Origin of the sequence: Burkholderia sp. PAMC 26561 (assembly GCF_001557535.2) — a bacterium.
In the GTDB taxonomy this organism is placed as follows: domain Bacteria; phylum Pseudomonadota; class Gammaproteobacteria; order Burkholderiales; family Burkholderiaceae; genus Caballeronia.
In genome coordinates, this window is the sequence record NZ_CP014310.1 from 173,777 (window position 1) to 190,583 (window position 16,807).

Below are 16,807 nucleotides of genomic sequence, written 5' to 3' on the forward strand. Positions count from 1 at the left end.
ATTTTGGGGACCGTGACGAACGCGGTGGTAAAGGGCGACCCAGTTCACTTCATTGCGCTGCTTCGCTCGACCCCATCGGCGTGCAGCGAACGGATCATGACGCGTCCGTCCCGCGCCTCGCCCAGCACCTCCGCAACTCGGTCGCGGTAACGCACTAGCGCCCCGCGCTTGGGACGTGCCTTTAGCAGGAGGCGGGTGCGGGAGCAGAAACGTTTGGTGGGCGGCATGGCTGTAGTGAACGCGATCCTCGGAGGGGAGACCGACTGTTAGTCCGAATTCAAGCGGACCAGTGGTGACGCGCAGGCGCTGGCCAAAAATTGGCGTGGTTGTTTTTCAGCCTCCACCACTCGGCGCATCGGCGCTTCACTCATTTGCTGGTCGTGCAGCGCCAGCAAGCGTTCGACCACGGGGGCAGATTTCGCTCGGTTCTTGCAATCCACGTATCGAAGCAATTTTCAGAAAAATTTTGGGTCAGCTTCTGTCGACGGCTGAGGTCGCTGTCGGCCTTGGTGCACGAGGTCGGAGTCGAATCGGCGCGCGTTAGTCGGCGGCGGATCTTGAGTCCCTGGTATCTACCATTTTCGTCACTCGTACTGGATGGCCTTCTGCCAATCGCACACGATACCCGTGGATGATGAACCCACCGCGTCGCTAACCACGTTTGGGCTAGAGGCTCTGTTGGGAGCCACATTTTCGCACAACAGGGAACGAGACCACCCGACGCGGAAGGGCAGTGAGTGGCCACAAAGCGTCATTCACTTCGAAGAAGTAAAAGCCGTTTGACAGGCCGCCGATGTTCGGGAAGCGGCTGCTCGGAGCTTCATCGTTGAGTTGATACAGCACACTGTGGTAGCCATGTGCCGCGCACTGTCGGCCATACCGGAAAGCGGGGTGGTAGCGACCAGGGGCCGCCGCGTCGAGCAGCGATGCGTGCAGCACGTTCTCTGTCAGGCGCAGCAGACGACGAAGGCGCATGAGATTGACGACTTCCCGCACGGGAGCCACGCCCGCAGACGGGTCAATATCGGGTCTATCAGCCCAACGAGGAAATCGGCAGCGAGTGCGTTTGCACAGCCGAACTTCCACAGAATCGAGACCAGTGATTCTCACGGCACTAGCAATTTTGATTTAAGACGCTCCCGAGCGGCAGACGGAGTTCTCGCTCGTCATCGTCACAGGGGAACGCTGCAACCGATCTATCAATTTCAAATTCTATAAGGATAACTAACACTCGCAGATCGACATAATGTTATCAGTGCGACTGCGAGGGTCAAACCGCGTGTTGATATCTTCATTTTTACAGGCTTGACGCTGGAAGCGGTCCGCCCAAAAAGTAGACCGCGAGTTGGCTGCCGACGTGGCGCTAAGGCCTGTCGCCTGACAATGCTCTATGCGCAATGATTAGCAGAAAACTGAGCGCGCCGATTAACTGGAGCGGTAATAGCGCTTAAGGCGAACTCGAGGCACTGTTTCTGCCGGCAAGTGTCGCCATTTCGCCAGTGGCAACGTATTCAGCGTATGTGATCCGAGCAGCTGGATTGAAGCTGACCCGCCGTCGCAGTCGTCGATGCCGCGCTACCTTTCATCAACTCAGTACGCATCGGGAACAGACGACACCAAATTTTACGACGGTCGCACTTTGCGCTGCGCCCTGCAACCGATGTAACGCTGCAGACCCGGCGTCTGCGTCTAGGCTGTCCCAAGATGCATGGTGAACAATCCACGTTCCAATATGGTTGCAACCCAGCGGTCGCAACGAAGTTTTACCTCGTGTCTGCGCAGATCGCGAGGGAGATCCCTTGAGCAGTTCGCCCAGCTGTGTGTATCCGGATGCCATCTTTTCGGCTTGCGCGCTGTAGTGGGTGGCTGGAACTCGACGCGAATGGCAACATATGCAAATAAATCAACTCGGAGGTCTCTTCTAGTGCCGACCTAATTCTTGATGGTAAAGTTTGACCAACGAAACTTAATTATTGAGAAAATTCTGATGAACAAACACGAACTTGTCGATGCAGTCGCAGCACAATCCGGCGCAAGCAAAGCCTTGACCAGCGAAATCATCGATGAGGTGCTGGCAAGGATCACGCAAGCGGTGGTGTCCGGCGATACGGTTCAATTAGTTGGTTTTGGTTCGTTCGGTACTGGCGCGCGTGCCGCCCGTGCGGGGCGCAATCCGAAAACAGGCGAAGCGCTCCAGATTGCCGCAGCTACGACGGTAAAGTTCACTGCAGGAAAAGCGTTCAAGGACAGCGTCAATCAGTAACGCTCCGTATTCGACTGTTCATCATTGCTGGACGCTCCGTGTGTGCTCATTGGCAGTGTAGTGCTACATGGAGCTTGCTACACTTGCACCTATAATTCGGTTGATTTGGTTTAGATCTGACAAGTGACGAAGAAATGAACGGCGCGCAACACTCACATCAACCATCCCTCGTGGAAAATGGCCGGGCCGTTATGTTCACGGTAGTGACCGCTGGTCGCGAGGTGAAGGCACTGATCACGAGGACGGCGCTAGAGCAGTACTTCTGGCTGGGTCCTGATGCAAGCGAAGGCCGCGTGCTGCGTATATTTGCTGACGGCCGCCAGCGCATAACGGCCGTCACGCAGCGCGTGGCTTTACGCAGCGGCGCGACCGAAGTCCGCCTTGATGCAGAGGACTTTGCATCGTAGGCGCTTACATTTTCCAACGCCCAGATTTTTATAAGTTTGAGTCTTTAATTGTTGAGCTGTGATGCTTAGGCTCGGCAAAATTTTAGATTCGGTTTTTTGCTGTAGCCATCGCTCGGTTACTTGGCAGCAGTCTGACTGCTTACTGGACTCTCGCTCCTGCTGCAATTGCGAGCGCAACATTCGGAGTTTAATTTTATGAGTCGTACATTTGGGCGTCCAGATTCGCGAGGCAGCGGTCCACGTCCAGCGCGCCAGCACCCGCCAACCAGCGCATCGCAGACGCAAAAGAAGCATTACGGGAAACCCGTCCAGTTAAAGGATCCCGCCCAGACGGCATCTATATTCAAGACTCGAGCGTTCAAAGTACTCGTCGACGCTGTTGGTGCCGAAAATGTAGCGTTGGGTCTCGACTCGAATCTGGCCCGCATCGCAGAATTGGTCAGCGGTGAGCGTTTTACGCACGAGACAGCGTTTCACATGGAAACGACGCTTGGTCTTCCCGATGGTTTCTTTGATCACCCAAACCCAACGTTGCCACCAGACGTGATCGCACGACTGTGCTCTCCGCTGGAAAATAGGCCAACTGACAGCGTATTTGATGACCAAGTGGACCCTTCGCCAAGTCATAAGTCGGCCGATCACAAAAAGCACCCCGTTTTGAGCGAAGCTGTAACAGCCAAGGATGTCGATATGCCAAGAAAGACCAGCACTGCACCCGCGCCAGCCAGCAAGAAGGCCAAGGTGATTGAGCCGAAAGGTGCCGGCGCAAGCGCGAAGACCGATCAGTCGAAGGGCGTTTCCAGGGCGGCTAAGGCAGCGCAGCAACAGTCGCTTGAACTGGCGAACACACCTTCAATTCCAGAGGTTCGACAGGCGAACCTTCATATCTTGACTGCCCGCAATGGATCGAAAGCGCTGCTGAGCCGAATGTTGAACCTAAGCCAGTCAAACATGGCGCATCGGTTGCACGGGAAAAAGCGTTTGGACGATGTCGAGGTGAAACGCTTTACCGATGTACTAGAGCTGCCAGCGGGGTGGCTCGACACGCCACGACAGACGCACGATGTGCCTGACCACGTGAACGAGCTCCTCGCACCGACCTCAAGAAAACGCAAGACTGCGACGCCCACAGCAACAAGTTATAAACCGCAAGCGGCGGTAGCGAAACATCTTGTGGACGAAACTAGCACGGTGCCTCAACCGCAAACCGTCAGCGTCCCAGACCAAGACGTTACAGGTAACCTAATGGAAAATGTCACCACTGTAGCGAACGCTGCAGACTTCCTTAAGAAACCCGTTGATGCGGTTGATGGTGCCAACCAAAACAACCAACCGTCGAACACTGGGAAAGACTTGGCCGATGAAGCGCTTTCGCTTTCAGTGGCGAGTGACCTTGCTCATTTGCGCGGGATTCCACCCATCGCTGAAGCATTGCTGAAGACAATTGCTGCGAAGGCGCGGACCGGGCTTCTAAACGAAAACAAGGCGTTGGAGCTCTTGCAACAAATGATTTTGCTCTGATGAATCTTTCGTCAAGGATCAATTTCTCAATTGATCATGACGACAAGTTCGTGTAGATGGTCTGGGATGCGGTGTGGGGCGGCACAAATAGGTTGATGCAAATCTGCGCCGGATCAGACGCCGTTATTGGTTGATGCGTCGCATCCAGGGCCAATCGAAGACCGGCAACGTTATAGTCGGCCTGCGGTATGGCATTTAAACCCAGCATCGCGCGACGAACGATGCGGAGCCGCACGGTTATCTCCGCGCGCCAACTATGAAGCGACGGGGCTCGCTGTTTGCAGGATCTTTTGATTGTTTTCACCGCAACGCTTGTACCACTTCTGGGCAATGGCGCGGTTGGGAACCGAGTCTCCTGACGCCGAATATCCCCAGCGATTCTCCCAGTAAAGCGCGAGCGTCTGCGCAGCTTCGCGATGGCCAAAGCCGAATGCCATCTCGTATCTTGCCTTCGCGAGCTCGACATCAAGTGCTTCGCCGCGCCCGAGCCGGGCACTATCGCCCAGCGCCGCTGCTGAAAGTCCCTTCAGTTTGTCTTGCGCGTTTTCATCTTTCAAAACGTCGACGAGGATGCGATTGGCCAATTCCGGATCGCTGTCGCCGCCCGTGCCAGCGAAGAGCGACAGGGCATAAGTGACGCGCAACGCGGGGTGCTTGTCGATGCCGATCTGCATGAGGAGCTTACGGCCCAAATACGGAGCACCGGAAATTGAAGATAGGAGCAGGGCGTTGGCGGTCGTGGCAATCGACTCAAGCGGGGCAAAGCCCGATTTGTACGCGGATACAACATGTCGATAGAACTGTTCGATGTCGAGCGAAGCATCGTGAACCTTAAGCGCTTGCCACTCTCGATGGATTTGGTTAAACCAACTCAATTCGGCCATATGAATTTCCTCGCGTAACAGATGCGGGATATATTACCCTTGATAGGGCGGTGCTTGAGTGAATGACGGTCTCTGTTACGACTTACCTGATTCACTGAATGACTCTTCTCAAAAACGTCTGCTCTCACGGCGGCAAATGCTCCAGGGCATGCTTCTTTTTGCTTACTTTATCCGTAGAACAACGGCGGATGTGCGAATCCTCGATTCAAGATGGAGGTAGGAGCGATCCTTGAGTTTGCGCAACGCAGCTCGTGTCTACAAAGGAATGAACAACACAGTCTGAATGAGGTTCCAATAGTACACAGGGCGCCGCTGTTCTTCGGCCGACAATCGATATCAAACTTCATGCACAAGTATCCAAACTTAAAGATGAAGCGGTAAGTCTGCAATCGAAAGTAGCAATGTACGCGGATGTAATGCTTTGAATTTACAAGTTTGCTTGCGTAAATCAAGTGTCGTGGCATAGTGCAAGCATTCACTATTGGAGGCAACTATGCCCACACTCGAAGTCATTCAAGAAAAGCTTAAGAAGTTGCAGGCGCAAGCCGACGTACTCATAGCAAAGAAAGCGCAGTCTGCGCTAGACCAGATTCGTCGCCTTTTGCTGGAACACGGATTGACCACCGAAGATATTGAAGAAACAGCGAAAGCGAAGAGGGAAGCAAAAGGGGACAGCGGTTTGGGTATTGGGTCAAGGCGGAAAGCATCCAATGCCATTGGCAGCAAGGTCACTCCCAAGTTCCAGGACCCGAAGAGTGGTGCCACATGGACCGGCCGGGGAAGAGCACCGGCTTGGATCGCTAAAGCGAAAGACCGCACTCGGTTCTTGATTCAAGGTGATGCGGTGGCGGCTCACTCAGCCTCTCCCGAAATTGAGAACGCGGATGCAACGACGACAGCGAAACCGCGTGGGTACCGAACGGGACCGCAGCCGGCCAAGTATCGGGACCGCAAGTCGGGCGCAACATGGAGCGGAAAAGGACGCGCGCCGGCATGGCTTGCGAACGTCAAAGATCGAACCAAATTCCTGATTGAGGAGGAGGGTGCATCGCCTGTTGCTGAAGTCGCGACCAAAGCGGCGCGTAAAGCGTCTGCTGTAGGCAACAAGGCGAATGCGGCAGAGAAGTCAACGCGGAAAGTTGCAGCGAAGAAAATCACCGCAAAAAAGGCCGCCGCCACAAAAAATGAGGTGAAGGAAGCAACGCCGAGACAATCCGTTGCTGCTAGCAAGAAGGTTGCTGCGAAGAAAACAGAGCCTGTCGCTAAAAAGAGAGTTGCAAAGAAAGTGAGTGGTTCAGGCAGTGCTGCGAAGGCAGCGACGGTAGCCGACGATAACGGCAGTACCCAAGCAGCCATTGAAGCGCCCGCAGTGTAAAACGGGCGAGAGCACGTTGGGCGGCCTTTTGGCCGCTCGCTCCCGATGCGGAGCGCAACGGCGCCCGTGAAAAGCCTGTTGACCAAGCAGTGTCAATAGTTGCCGTTCTTGCAACTCGGAGATCGGACGAGAGCACCACATAATTTGTGGATGGGCGGAAACAAACCATGTGCAGCTGAAGGCTCAATCTCTGCGATTTCTCCGTCTTCTGAGACAGCAAAGGTATCCATTTGTTGCGTTGGATGAAGGGTTTGGAAGTCAGCCAGAACAGCCCACAAAATGGTTTCGAGCGACAGAAATCCTCTTGTGGTGGTGACATCTTCGAACCTCGTCTACGGCGGTCGACATGTTAGTGTTCGGCATGTCTAAATTCTCAACGTGAACGTTGAAAAGGAGACCAGCCGCTATTTTGGGCTCGGGCGAACCAACGGCGAGGCGCTTTCGCCGGCCAGAAATTGACGCAGCTGTTTTTCAGCTTCCACCACTCGGTGCATCGGCGCCTCACTCAATTGCCGGTCGTGAAGTGCAAGCACGCGTTCGATCACAGGCGCGTCTTGCTCGTGGATTGTCCACTTGGCACTTTTCTCCGCTATTGCTAGTGCATTTTCGAAAGCCGCTTCTGCGTGTTCATAGCACTCAAACGGCACCTCACCGAAGCCCATGCGTTGAAGGTAGTAGGCCATATAGACCGAACGGACCAATTCGTTGATTTGATGCCGATTCGCACGCTCACCACGACAGGCAGCTAGCGCAAGATGATGAGCGAGCGACAACTCCCGTGCTGATTGTGCCGACATCGGCAAGAGCGCCGACTTGCTCAGTGGCTTACGGATAACACTCGGGCGGGTGGATTTACGTTTTGTTCCGGCCATATGTGGATCGACAAGGTTTGGGAGAGATGCGGCAGCTTCAACCGACACGCAAATCACGAAATTTCGTCGAATTGCGGAACAGCGATTTGAGCTGCGCGACTGCGGTAGCGATTGACTGAACTTCGTACCGTCGTGATCATGAGTATCGGACGCTGGTCGCCGACATGCAGGCGCGGCGGGTCGTGAGCGGGCCAATATATTCCGGCCTGTCGTTCGTCATGATCACTCGTACGTTAGCTTAGGGACAGCGTCACGCTGCTGGCGTCGGCCAGTGAGAACCATCTCGGAGAGCCTTGGCACGACTACCATTTGGTCGCGCCCCGATGCCAAAATAACGGCCGCAGCGGCATACTGGCGTATCGTGTTGGCCTCCATGAATGCTTGCAGCAGATAGAATGACCAAGAGTAGCATGTACCGATACACATCGCTCTTAGACCTGTCGAGCTGATCACGCACGACAGCACCCGCTAGCCTCTTACACGTCTGAAGGCTGATAACCGGTGGCAAACGAGAGTTTTAATGAACGTGAAGCGGAGGCGCTCAAAAGGATGGCGGAAGCTGCACGTGAGGTACAGGCGGCGTCTGCTGCCATAGAAGCGCATTTCGCTAAACCGGGTGAACGACAAGCCTCTGCGCTTGAGCTTGCCCGGTTGACCGCCGCTGTTCAGGAGCTTGAAGATGCGCGGAGAACTTTAGCGGTTGTCATTGACGCAGCAAACGCGGCGCGACGTTAAAGCGAAGCTCAGCATTGTCCCTCTGCGTCACAATAGATGTCGCCTCTGAATTTTCTTAATCCGAAGAACTCAGAGGTGTAGGTTGAATGCCAAACAGACGTATTCTGTTGAATTCAGGGAGCAGGCGCTGGCAAAGGTCCTGCAACGCGGCAACCGGTCCGTAGGAACGGTTGCCGCGGAACTGAACATGAACGTATTAACTTTGAGGAAGTGGATCCGCGTGTCTAACGCCGCAAACCGCAACCCGGGGCCAGTCGATGCACGGCGCCCGGAAGATTGGTCTTTGGAAGATCGCCTGCTGGCATTGCAGCAGAGCCATGGACTGAGCGCCGAGGCACTCAGCGCGTGGTGCCGTGAACGTGGCTTGTTTGTTCATCATCTGGACCAGTGGCGTGCCCAGTTTTGCTCGGCCGGCACCGCGAGCAGCGCACGTGCAAACGCTCCAGAACTGCGCGAGCTGAAACAGGCCAATGCGCAGCTGCAGCGCGAATTGAAACGCAAGGAAAAGGCTTTAGCGGAGGCGGCCGCGTTGCTGATACTTTCAAAAAAGTACCAGGCGCTGTTCGGGGACGAGGACGAATGAGCTCCCCCGAAGAGCGTGCGACATTGCAGGAGCTGATCGGCAAGGCGACTACAGCCGGGGCTCGTCAGGCACGCGCATGTGCTGTGCTCGGGCTAAGCGCGCGCACCGTGCAGCGCTGGCAAGGCGGCGGTCCTGAAGCAGTGGATGGGCGCGCCTTACGCCATCATGATGCTGTTCACAAGCTGTCGACCGATGAGCGCGCTGAACTGCTGGCGGTGGCCAACTCTGTCGAATTCGCTCATCTGCCACCGAGCCAAATCGTCCCTCGATTGGCCGACCAGGGCCGCTACATCGCCTCAGAATCGACGTTCTACCGGGTGCTGCGTGAAGAGAAACAGCTTGCTCATCGGCGCAGTGAACAACCAGCGCGCGCCCGCAGCAAGCCTCGCGCAGTTTGTGCCGACGAGCCCAATCAATTGTTCAGCTGGGATATCACTTACCTGCCGACGACAGTTCGCGGGCAGTATTTCTATCTCTATCTGTTCATGGACGTATTCAGTCGGATGGTCGTCGGCTGGCAGGTCTACGCTGAAGAGAGCAGCGCCCAGGCCAGCGAGCTTCTGAAGGACCTATGTGCACGTGAAGCGATCAAACCGGGTCAGGTGATTTTGCATTCGGATAACGGCGGCCCAATGAAGGGTGCCACGATGCTCGCCACCCTGCAGGCTCTGGGTGTCATGCCGTCATTGAGTCGACCGGGCGTGAGCAACGACAACCCGTTCTCGGAATCGTTGTTCAAAACACTGAAGTATCGGCCGGCCTATCCTCTGCAGGCGTTCGACACTCTATTTGCCGCGCGCGCTTGGGTCACCGTGTTGGTGCGCTGGTATAACCACGAACATCGTCACAGCGCGATCCGTTTCGTCACGCCTGCCCAACGGCACGCCAACCTCGACCAGCAGATCCTCGATCGCCGCGCGATGCTCTACGAGGCGGCAAAGCAGCGCAACCCGCTACGATGGAAAGGCCCCACTCGAAACTGGAAGCGCGTAAAAACGGTCCATTTGAATCCCGATCGCACAGACAACTTTGAACCCATCAAACGCAACCACCGACAGGAGCAAAAAGCCGCCTAAATTTAATCGTTGAGGCGACATCTACCTTGAAATCTACCGATTGTCGAGCGATACGACCGTCGGGATCGCGAACTTGAGCCGGAGAGCGAGACGAAGGTCGCTTTGAGACGCAGGTAACGTTCCCGTCAGCTAACAGCCCAAGCGCGACTAAAGTGTGCGGCGTTGACCTTGCTTCACCTCTGCGATGGCCTCTCTCAAAGCTTCGATACCCGCTTCCGTAAAAGCGGTTACCGTGTTCGATTCCTCGCGACCTGGACCGAGTTTATCGACGATCTGTAGACACCCGTCTTCCGGTTCCAGATTCATGAGCGCGATTTCCTCCAACCAGGCCTCCGGTTCGCCCAGCATCACGGCAACGCACGCAATCGTATAGACATATGCTGGAGCAGCCACTACGTTTTCCTCCTAAGCCGGGTGGCTCTAGGTTGCTAGGCGCTGCCGACGTCCGAGAAGCTTGCCAAGTCAGTCGACAGCGGATTGAAACGATTTGGAAGCTCGCTGTCTTGGTTCGCACCGCTTGGCGAGCCGTTGCCAACCGTTATGAGCGCGAGTGGCGTCAAAAAGGACATCGAGGTATTCGTCATGGTTCACTCGGTCGTCGCTCGGCAACCCCCTATCGGCATGCTGCAAAATCAACGCCTTTCGATCACCACGACAATCGGCGGCCGAACTGATCCGGCTCCATGCCTCGCAGGCGTATGCAAACGTCTCCCGCATACGATAGTCAATGTCGAGGATGTAATCGGTGCGAGCGCTTGCGGCCAGCCCACAAGCCACGCGTCTGGAGTTGTGAAAGACGTGCGCAGCCTCGTGGACGACGAAATCGGCAAATGGGTCGGTCTCGTCAAAGTAATCCATCGACACGTAGCACCTCGTTTCTTGGCTTAAGCCGACTATATTGCAGGGCTGTCCAGATAGCGTCGGGGCCTTAACGCTCTCCAAAAATATGTTGGCCACATCCCAAGCGTAGAAAGCCACCGTTCAGCCATTAAGATTTTTTCCAGGTTAGCTCGGGTGACAAATACAACGTTATCTGAAAGCAGGCGAATGACGGTCGCGCGTTCACTCGGGTTGAAGAGACCATCCACCATAGGCTTGAGTTTTTCACTGTTCCATGTGTGGAGGTCAACTGGGAGACGCGAGACAGACTCGAACCCCCTTGAGCGCCGCATCGTCTCTGTTACAAGTGCACTTCGAAGACGCTGCGACGCACGTGTCGCTATATCAGCCAGGTTAGAACCCGGCCATCCTACGAAAAAACCGTCGTATTCGCCTGTCCGCAAATATCGTACAACCTCGCTGTCTGTCCACTGAGGCGTGCCGATCTGCTCTAGCTCTGCTGTCTTCGCTTCCAACATACCGTTTTGCCTCCCTGAATCGAGCATGCGATGTGTGAGTCCGTGCATCGAAGCGTACCTTGTTGGCAACAACATACCCTGCGGATTGATTCCCCGAAAACGCGGTTCATCTGGCCGACGCGTGCTAACGCCTGAGACCGTAGGTGAACTTTAGATATGGCACGACTCGGAGAAGAGGCGAGAGACCATAGCTGAGTGACTTACCTAGCCGAAGTCGACGTATGTTCCGACATAATGCCCCTAATCGATGCTTCGGAAAGGACCTTGCCCATGATGAACGAGCCTTTGCGAACTTGCGGGACCATAAGTTAAACCCGGGTCACTCAAAAAGGGATGCGCCCAGCGCCGCAAGATTTTGCCACTTCACCGCGGTGATCCGCGTCGTCCCGTCCCCGTGCACGGATCTAATCATGACCCGATTGCCCCTGGCACCACCCAATACCTCAGCCACACGGTCGTCATTACGGACCAGCGTACCTCGAGCGGGCTGGCGTTTCATATAATAGGTGCGCTTTCGCATGAGCCCCATGCTGTGATCTCGTCTGGAACGGTATGATTTTGCATCGGAGGGACATTCGTCAAGCATCATATTCGGAGCAGGGGCATGCGCAGGTTTTACGTACGACGTTCGACCATTCACGGGCGCGGGGTATTCGCGTCGGCGGTCATGGCGCGTGGCGACTATTTGCTTGAATACAAGGGCGAGGTACTGTCTGAATACGAAGCAAATCGACGGTTTGGCCGATCAGAAGCGGAGGCGGGGCACACTTTCTTCTTCGGGATCGGCGATGGCCGCGTGATCGACGGTGCTGTCGCCGGCAACTCCGCGCGCTGGATTAATCACAGCTGCGCACCGAATTGCGAGGCCGAGCAGGACGACGATCGCGTCTATATCCGTGCGATCAAAAAGATCAAAGTCGGCGACGAAATTTTCATCGATTATTGTCTGGATGCTGGAAGCCGACCCAGCAAAGCGCTGAAAGCGGCCTACGCATGTCGGTGCGGTGCGAAGAAGTGCCGTTCGACGATGCTGTATGTAAAGTGAATGGAGTTCGATGCGAAGGATTCCAGTTGCGCGGATCTACTCCAGCTCTTTCCTGGATTGTTGTGAAACTGCGAACGGCAAATCTGTAGGGTTTCGAGCGTTAAGATGCCCGTATCCTGCAATTCCAGCAATCCGGTTTCGCCTTTAAGCGCCCGCCAGTAAGGGCTTTGGCCATTGTTCAGGGCCGACTAATTACCTCAGGGACAAGGATGAAGACCTTCGAAGGCATCAAGACGTATGGTTATCGACGCGAAGCGGTTTTCAAGGTTGCGACGACGGCGGGCGACGCCTACATGAGCGTCAGCCGGTCGAACTACATGAACGACGAACGTGCCGTGGTCGAAGTTGACAGGCTCCGTTTTTTTGAGCTTTGGAAGGCCGAGCCGTACAGCATTCACCGCGCACAAGCGCACGGAGATGAGCAAAGCTGGCGGTCAGACTACAAGTTTCACCACGCAGTAAAGGGCTTTAGTCATGGCGATCCGAATCCGGTCCCATTAGCCTGCATCAGTTGCTTGATGGCGCGCGAACCGGTGCCCGAGATGAAATCGTTCTTTTTTTTCTTCCGCCGCAAGGTGGGCGAACGTGTCGCTGAGTTCCCATATGTTGCGTTCACGAACGGGGTCACGCGGACGATTTGGCTGGCAGCAAATCAGGCCGAGTGCTTTCCGGTCGAATGCGATGCGAGACAAGCGCCACTTCTTCATTCGTTGGCCGGTACGGCGGGCAGTAGCTGGACGACGGTTCAGCTAATGATCCCTGAGAGTTCGCACGCATAGGCGAGTCCGATTGGCGCTCAGGGGAGCGCAATTCGCCCAGCAGGCCAAGTGACGTCTGGTATAGGAGTCGATGTTCAGACTTCTCGCGTGATCGACGAATCGCCTTTTGCGACTTTTCGTCGTCCCGGTTTTGGAGGGGTGGATTGCCGTCTTTGCGCCACAGCGTGAGTTCCAGACCGCGGATTTTGAAACTACCGGACGTCTACAATCGCAGTCCTCGTTACACTGGGCGCGCCACTACTAATGTATCTAATCACTTCTTTGCCTTTAAAGTTCGGATTGGAAGTGTAGAACACTTGGACTCCCGCGATCGTGCGCCCAGCGCACTGATTGCCAGTTGACGAACTGACCGGGAATTCGCCGTCTTTGATTTGAAGCGTGCCGTGTTGTGGCGCCTGTACCGTTGTTATAGTCGGGATTGACAACGCCTGACAGTTTTGCCGCCAGTTTGCGTGAGAACTGAGCAATATCGGAATGCCAGACACGGTCGATTTCTCGAAACCATCTCGTTCCTGAGCGTTTGCCAGGGGTTGAGCCGGTGACGACGACGTAGTTGCAAGGCGGGCGGCTCGTTGCTCACGCCACCTGGCAAGCTGCACTTGAGCTCGGGCCGCTATATCTACGATCCACTCGGCGGGGATGGCGAAGTTTATGTTTTCAGCTTCGGACGAGGGAATCATGCTTGAAGTGATACCGACGAGTCTGCCGTCGCCGTCGAAGAGCCCGCCACCGCTCGATCCATGCGAGATAGGCGCACTGAATTGGATGTGGTTCACCGCGCCGGCAAGATCACGATTTATCCCGGAAATCAGTCCGTCACTCAAGGTATTTTCCCGGCCTAACGGAGAGCCGATCGCGAATACGCGTTGCCCGACCTTGATGGTTTTGGCCGGGGCTATGCTTACGGGGTTCGCGTGGAAGTTCTCAACCGTGAGGAGACATAGATCACGCTCGGCACAGGCGCTACTAGACGAGCGCCATAGCTGACGTTCTGGTGGACAACCGCAATCGAGCGCCCACCTGATAGCACATGGCAGTTCGTCACGAGTTGCCCGTCTCGTACCACGACTGCACTTCCCAATTGCTTTGAAGTGCTGGTATTGACCACCACGGTCCAGACACTCGAATTTAATTTCTCATAGAGACTGGAAGCATCATTTGTCTGCTGCGCTGAGCAGATATTCGAAGCAGCACTTAGTGCCAGCGCAACAAGTACCAGACAGTTCTTAGACCGGACGGGTGATGGTGGCTTACTGACCAAGATCATCTCCTGGCAGTAGGCCTTCTAGGGAGCTCATAGGCACCGCCCCACGTCGGTGATTATGCGGATTATCATTGATCACGGTAGTACTTGGTTGACTCAGTGCGCTTCCGCCACTCGTCCCGTTATGCTCGAGCCGATTGCCCGGTTGCAACTTGATCTCACTGCAGCTCTTCAGCAGACCGTCACGTTTAAGGCCGTTAGTAAGGTCAACCGCGAAAACAGCTCCACGTTCTGCCAGCGGGATAAGCGTGCCGCCTCGGGCGAAATTGAAAGAGCCACGCCACACGGGCCGTTTTAGGTCCCAATCTGTCAATGTTGCGTCATAGGCAATAGATAGGCGGTTACCACCTCCCATCGTAACAATCCCGCCTCCATGCGAAATACTCAGCAGCGTATCGGGGTGGAACTCCTCGGCTTTTTCCATGGGGCCGTTCTTGTTGAGTTCAAGCCCTGAGATTTCACCGAAGCCGGCAACGCTACCGCAATCGTGGACAATTATCCCGAACTCTTGTTGAAAACCTTGCGTGAAATCCTGCCCCCATCCCATGTCAGAGGCTGTCATCACATAGATACGCCCCGGCTTGGCCGCATAGTCCGAAGCGTGGTTGGTTTGCATTTTTGTAACGGGCGCGCAAGCGGTTAAAGCTAACGCGGAGGACAGCACAAGCAAAGCTAGTCGTCGCGAATTTATTTTCATGGTGGACACAATTCAAAACGAGGTCGATCTTAAGCCGGGCGCAACGAGCGCTGTTTTCTCGTCGTCGCTAACGGGATATCGGCAGGAGGACCCGGAGACTTGAGAGTAGCGCCGATGGGATTTAGCATCGCGCTCGCAGCGAGACCGCGCTTAGCCGCTTAGCTGGGATGACTGGAGGTGCTATATATGTCGCCCGCTAGGCTCGTTGCCGGCTCGTTACCTCTCACACTAGGCCCCGAAGCCCTTCATAGTGCCACCGGCCCGCGCGCCGTCTCTGCATTATGATCGGCCGTTTTCGACAGTTTCGAATGTTCCTTGTGGGTGTGCGCCGTGAAAAGGTGGCGCTTTCCAGTGGGTGCAAGTCCCACCCGGCAACCGCTCCAGCCGGAAGCAACCGGAGCAATCGTGGAGGTAACGAAGCGGTTGAAGCCTTCGGTGAACCGTGTCACGAATCGGTGACAGCGCGAGTGTGCGGGCCGTAACGCGAGTGAACGCCGAGCAAGCCTCGAAAAGGACGATGCGCAGGCCGACCTGACTACCCTATCGGGGAAGGCTGATACGACTGGGGGGATGAGCATGCAGGACACCCAGTCGCTGCGCCGGGGTAGTGGCGACAGCATGTACACAAGGAAAGCGTACGCAACACGGGAAGTCCCTTGGCGTGGTCAAAGATGACCAACCGGACGCCCGTGAGGGACAGGCCGGGCGCCTTGGGATGACGGAGAGGCCCGTAGTACCGTTGAAGCCGGGTAATGCTGGTGGAGGGAAGGGGCCTCAGTTCAAGACAGACGCAATACGTAGTGAGGACGTGGAGATTGGGCAACCTATCAACTCCGATTCGTGTTCAGAAGCTGCAGATGGCGTTACACGCGAAAGCGAAGGCAGAAGCCGGGTATCGCTTCTAAGCGCTGTACGACAAGATCTATCGTGGGGATGTGCTGGCGCAGCCTTTGCACAACGGCGGATCGATCAAAAACTTTAGGCGACGGCCCATAGACGGTGCCAGCGTTCAGTGTCCTCAAGTATTTTCGGAAAATGCCGATAAACCAGTAACGATGGCTAAGTAAAAAAACTCGAATCGCACTTTCCGATTTCTGGAGTCTCCAAATGCAGTTTTCCAAAGCACTCGTTGCTCTTTTCGCAATACCATTCATCGCTAGCTGCACCTCCATCGTGAGTGGGCGGACCGAATCAATAAATGTCCAAACTTCGATGGGAGGAACTCGGATTATGGGTGCATCGTGCTCACTTACCAATAGCAACGGAACGTGGTTTGTCACAACACCTGGCACCGTAAGTGTTACGCGTGCATACGGTGATTTAAACGTCGCTTGCCAGATGCCGGGCATTGCAGACGGGACACTGAAATTGAAGTCGTCTACAAAAGCTCTAACGTTCGGGAACGCAATCATCGGCGGCGTCATCGGCGCTGGCGTCGATATTGGAACGAGTTCGGCCTACGACTACCCAGAGAAAATCACAGTACGAATGGGGATGGATGGAACGGCTGCGTACACTGCCCACTTCCTCCCAGACGGCTTCTTTCACACCAGCGAATACTAGACATCCGCAAATTAAAAAAATAACAAAAAGCTCTCCAAGCAACCTGGCGGGAGCGCATCAAGCCGGTAGGAAAGCCATTGCAATTGGGTGGGTGAATGTTAGCGGCTGTCTTGCGGCGTGCATAGCCACGTTCGCGAGACGCGGCATCTTGCAGGCGTGATCGGGGGGCTGCACCTAGCCGTGATCACTATCCATACTTGGCATACGATTGCCCGCAGTTGTCTAGGTAAGTCGGATGTTCATTCTTATTTTCGACCCCGACGATCGCATAGATTATTCTGAACGTCCGCTTTAGGATTGTCCGACGGCTCCTTCGGGTTGACTACTACCCGACGCGCGCATTGATGGTTGCCCACTCCATCGGTCAACGTCGGACAGGATGCCG

The 16,807-nt window shown here is 55.3% G+C and carries 14 protein-coding genes; 7 read left to right on the forward strand and 7 right to left on the reverse strand.

The features are described from left to right. Positions 1 to 666 precede the first annotated feature (666 nt). Positions 667 to 996, reverse strand: a complete 330-nt coding sequence (locus tag AXG89_RS31315) for a hypothetical protein (RefSeq protein WP_062174429.1) — start codon at positions 994 to 996, stop codon at positions 667 to 669. A 991-nt stretch (positions 997 to 1,987) separates the two neighbouring features. Here AXG89_RS31315 and AXG89_RS31320 point away from each other — a divergent pair. From AXG89_RS31320 to AXG89_RS42515, 3 genes are all read left to right on the forward strand, one after another. Beyond that, positions 1,988 to 2,263, forward strand: coding sequence for an HU family DNA-binding protein (locus tag AXG89_RS31320; RefSeq protein WP_062174431.1), 276 nt, complete (start codon positions 1,988 to 1,990; stop codon positions 2,261 to 2,263). A gap of 191 nt (positions 2,264 to 2,454) precedes the next feature. Further along, positions 2,455 to 2,670: a DUF1488 family protein gene (locus tag AXG89_RS31325; RefSeq protein WP_162916167.1), complete on the forward strand. Its 216-nt coding sequence runs from the start codon at positions 2,455 to 2,457 to the stop codon at positions 2,668 to 2,670. A gap of 195 nt (positions 2,671 to 2,865) precedes the next feature. Beyond that, complete coding sequence (locus AXG89_RS42515; protein WP_069638476.1) at positions 2,866 to 4,191, forward strand: hypothetical protein; 1,326 nt, start codon at positions 2,866 to 2,868, stop codon at positions 4,189 to 4,191. Between the two features lie 254 nt (positions 4,192 to 4,445). Here AXG89_RS42515 and AXG89_RS31340 read toward each other — a convergent pair whose 3' ends face one another. Beyond that, positions 4,446 to 5,075, reverse strand: a complete 630-nt coding sequence (locus AXG89_RS31340; protein WP_062174439.1) for a hypothetical protein — start codon at positions 5,073 to 5,075, stop codon at positions 4,446 to 4,448. A gap of 493 nt (positions 5,076 to 5,568) precedes the next feature. On the opposite strand from AXG89_RS31340, the gene AXG89_RS31345 reads away from it, so the two are divergent. Beyond that, positions 5,569 to 6,450: an H-NS family nucleoid-associated regulatory protein gene (locus tag AXG89_RS31345; RefSeq protein ID WP_062174441.1), complete on the forward strand. Its 882-nt coding sequence runs from the start codon at positions 5,569 to 5,571 to the stop codon at positions 6,448 to 6,450. 404 nt (positions 6,451 to 6,854) lie between these two features. Here AXG89_RS31345 and AXG89_RS31350 read toward each other — a convergent pair whose 3' ends face one another. After that, positions 6,855 to 7,322, reverse strand: coding sequence for a hypothetical protein (locus AXG89_RS31350; protein WP_236873593.1), 468 nt, complete (start codon positions 7,320 to 7,322; stop codon positions 6,855 to 6,857). Between the two features lie 817 nt (positions 7,323 to 8,139). Here AXG89_RS31350 and AXG89_RS31365 point away from each other — a divergent pair. Further along, positions 8,140 to 9,716, forward strand: a protein-coding gene (locus AXG89_RS31365) for an IS3 family transposase (RefSeq protein ID WP_236873577.1) whose coding sequence is annotated in 2 segments (ribosomal slippage) — positions 8,140 to 8,599 and positions 8,599 to 9,716 — 1,578 coding nt in all. Because the reading frame shifts where the segments join, the coding sequence is not laid out codon by codon here. 147 nt (positions 9,717 to 9,863) lie between these two features. On the opposite strand, the gene AXG89_RS31370 is transcribed toward AXG89_RS31365, so the two are convergent. Both AXG89_RS31370 and AXG89_RS43740 read right to left on the reverse strand, forming a co-directional pair. Further along, a complete protein-coding gene (locus tag AXG89_RS31370; protein WP_062174451.1) occupies positions 9,864 to 10,109 on the reverse strand; it encodes a hypothetical protein in 246 nt (81 codons plus the stop codon). Positions 10,110 to 10,178: 69 nt separating this feature from the next. After that, positions 10,179 to 10,574 (reverse strand): hypothetical protein, encoded by a 396-nt coding sequence (locus AXG89_RS43740; RefSeq protein ID WP_236873594.1) that lies wholly within the window; start codon positions 10,572 to 10,574, stop codon positions 10,179 to 10,181. A 1,167-nt stretch (positions 10,575 to 11,741) separates the two neighbouring features. Here AXG89_RS43740 and AXG89_RS31385 point away from each other — a divergent pair. Further along, complete coding sequence (locus AXG89_RS31385) at positions 11,742 to 12,119, forward strand: SET domain-containing protein (protein ID WP_236873595.1); 378 nt, start codon at positions 11,742 to 11,744, stop codon at positions 12,117 to 12,119. Between the two features lie 209 nt (positions 12,120 to 12,328). After that, positions 12,329 to 12,898 carry a plasmid fertility inhibition factor family protein gene (locus AXG89_RS31390; RefSeq protein ID WP_062174457.1) on the forward strand — a complete coding sequence of 190 codons (570 nt, stop codon included), beginning with the start codon at positions 12,329 to 12,331 and terminating at the stop codon, positions 12,896 to 12,898. Positions 12,899 to 13,089: 191 nt separating this feature from the next. On the opposite strand, the gene AXG89_RS31395 is transcribed toward AXG89_RS31390, so the two are convergent. Beyond that, a complete protein-coding gene (locus AXG89_RS31395) occupies positions 13,090 to 14,031 on the reverse strand; it encodes a S1C family serine protease (protein ID WP_082771677.1) in 942 nt (313 codons plus the stop codon). A gap of 117 nt (positions 14,032 to 14,148) precedes the next feature. After that, positions 14,149 to 14,778 carry a hypothetical protein gene (locus tag AXG89_RS31400; protein ID WP_062174461.1) on the reverse strand — a complete coding sequence of 210 codons (630 nt, stop codon included), beginning with the start codon at positions 14,776 to 14,778 and terminating at the stop codon, positions 14,149 to 14,151. Positions 14,779 to 16,807: the final 2,029 nt, after the last annotated feature.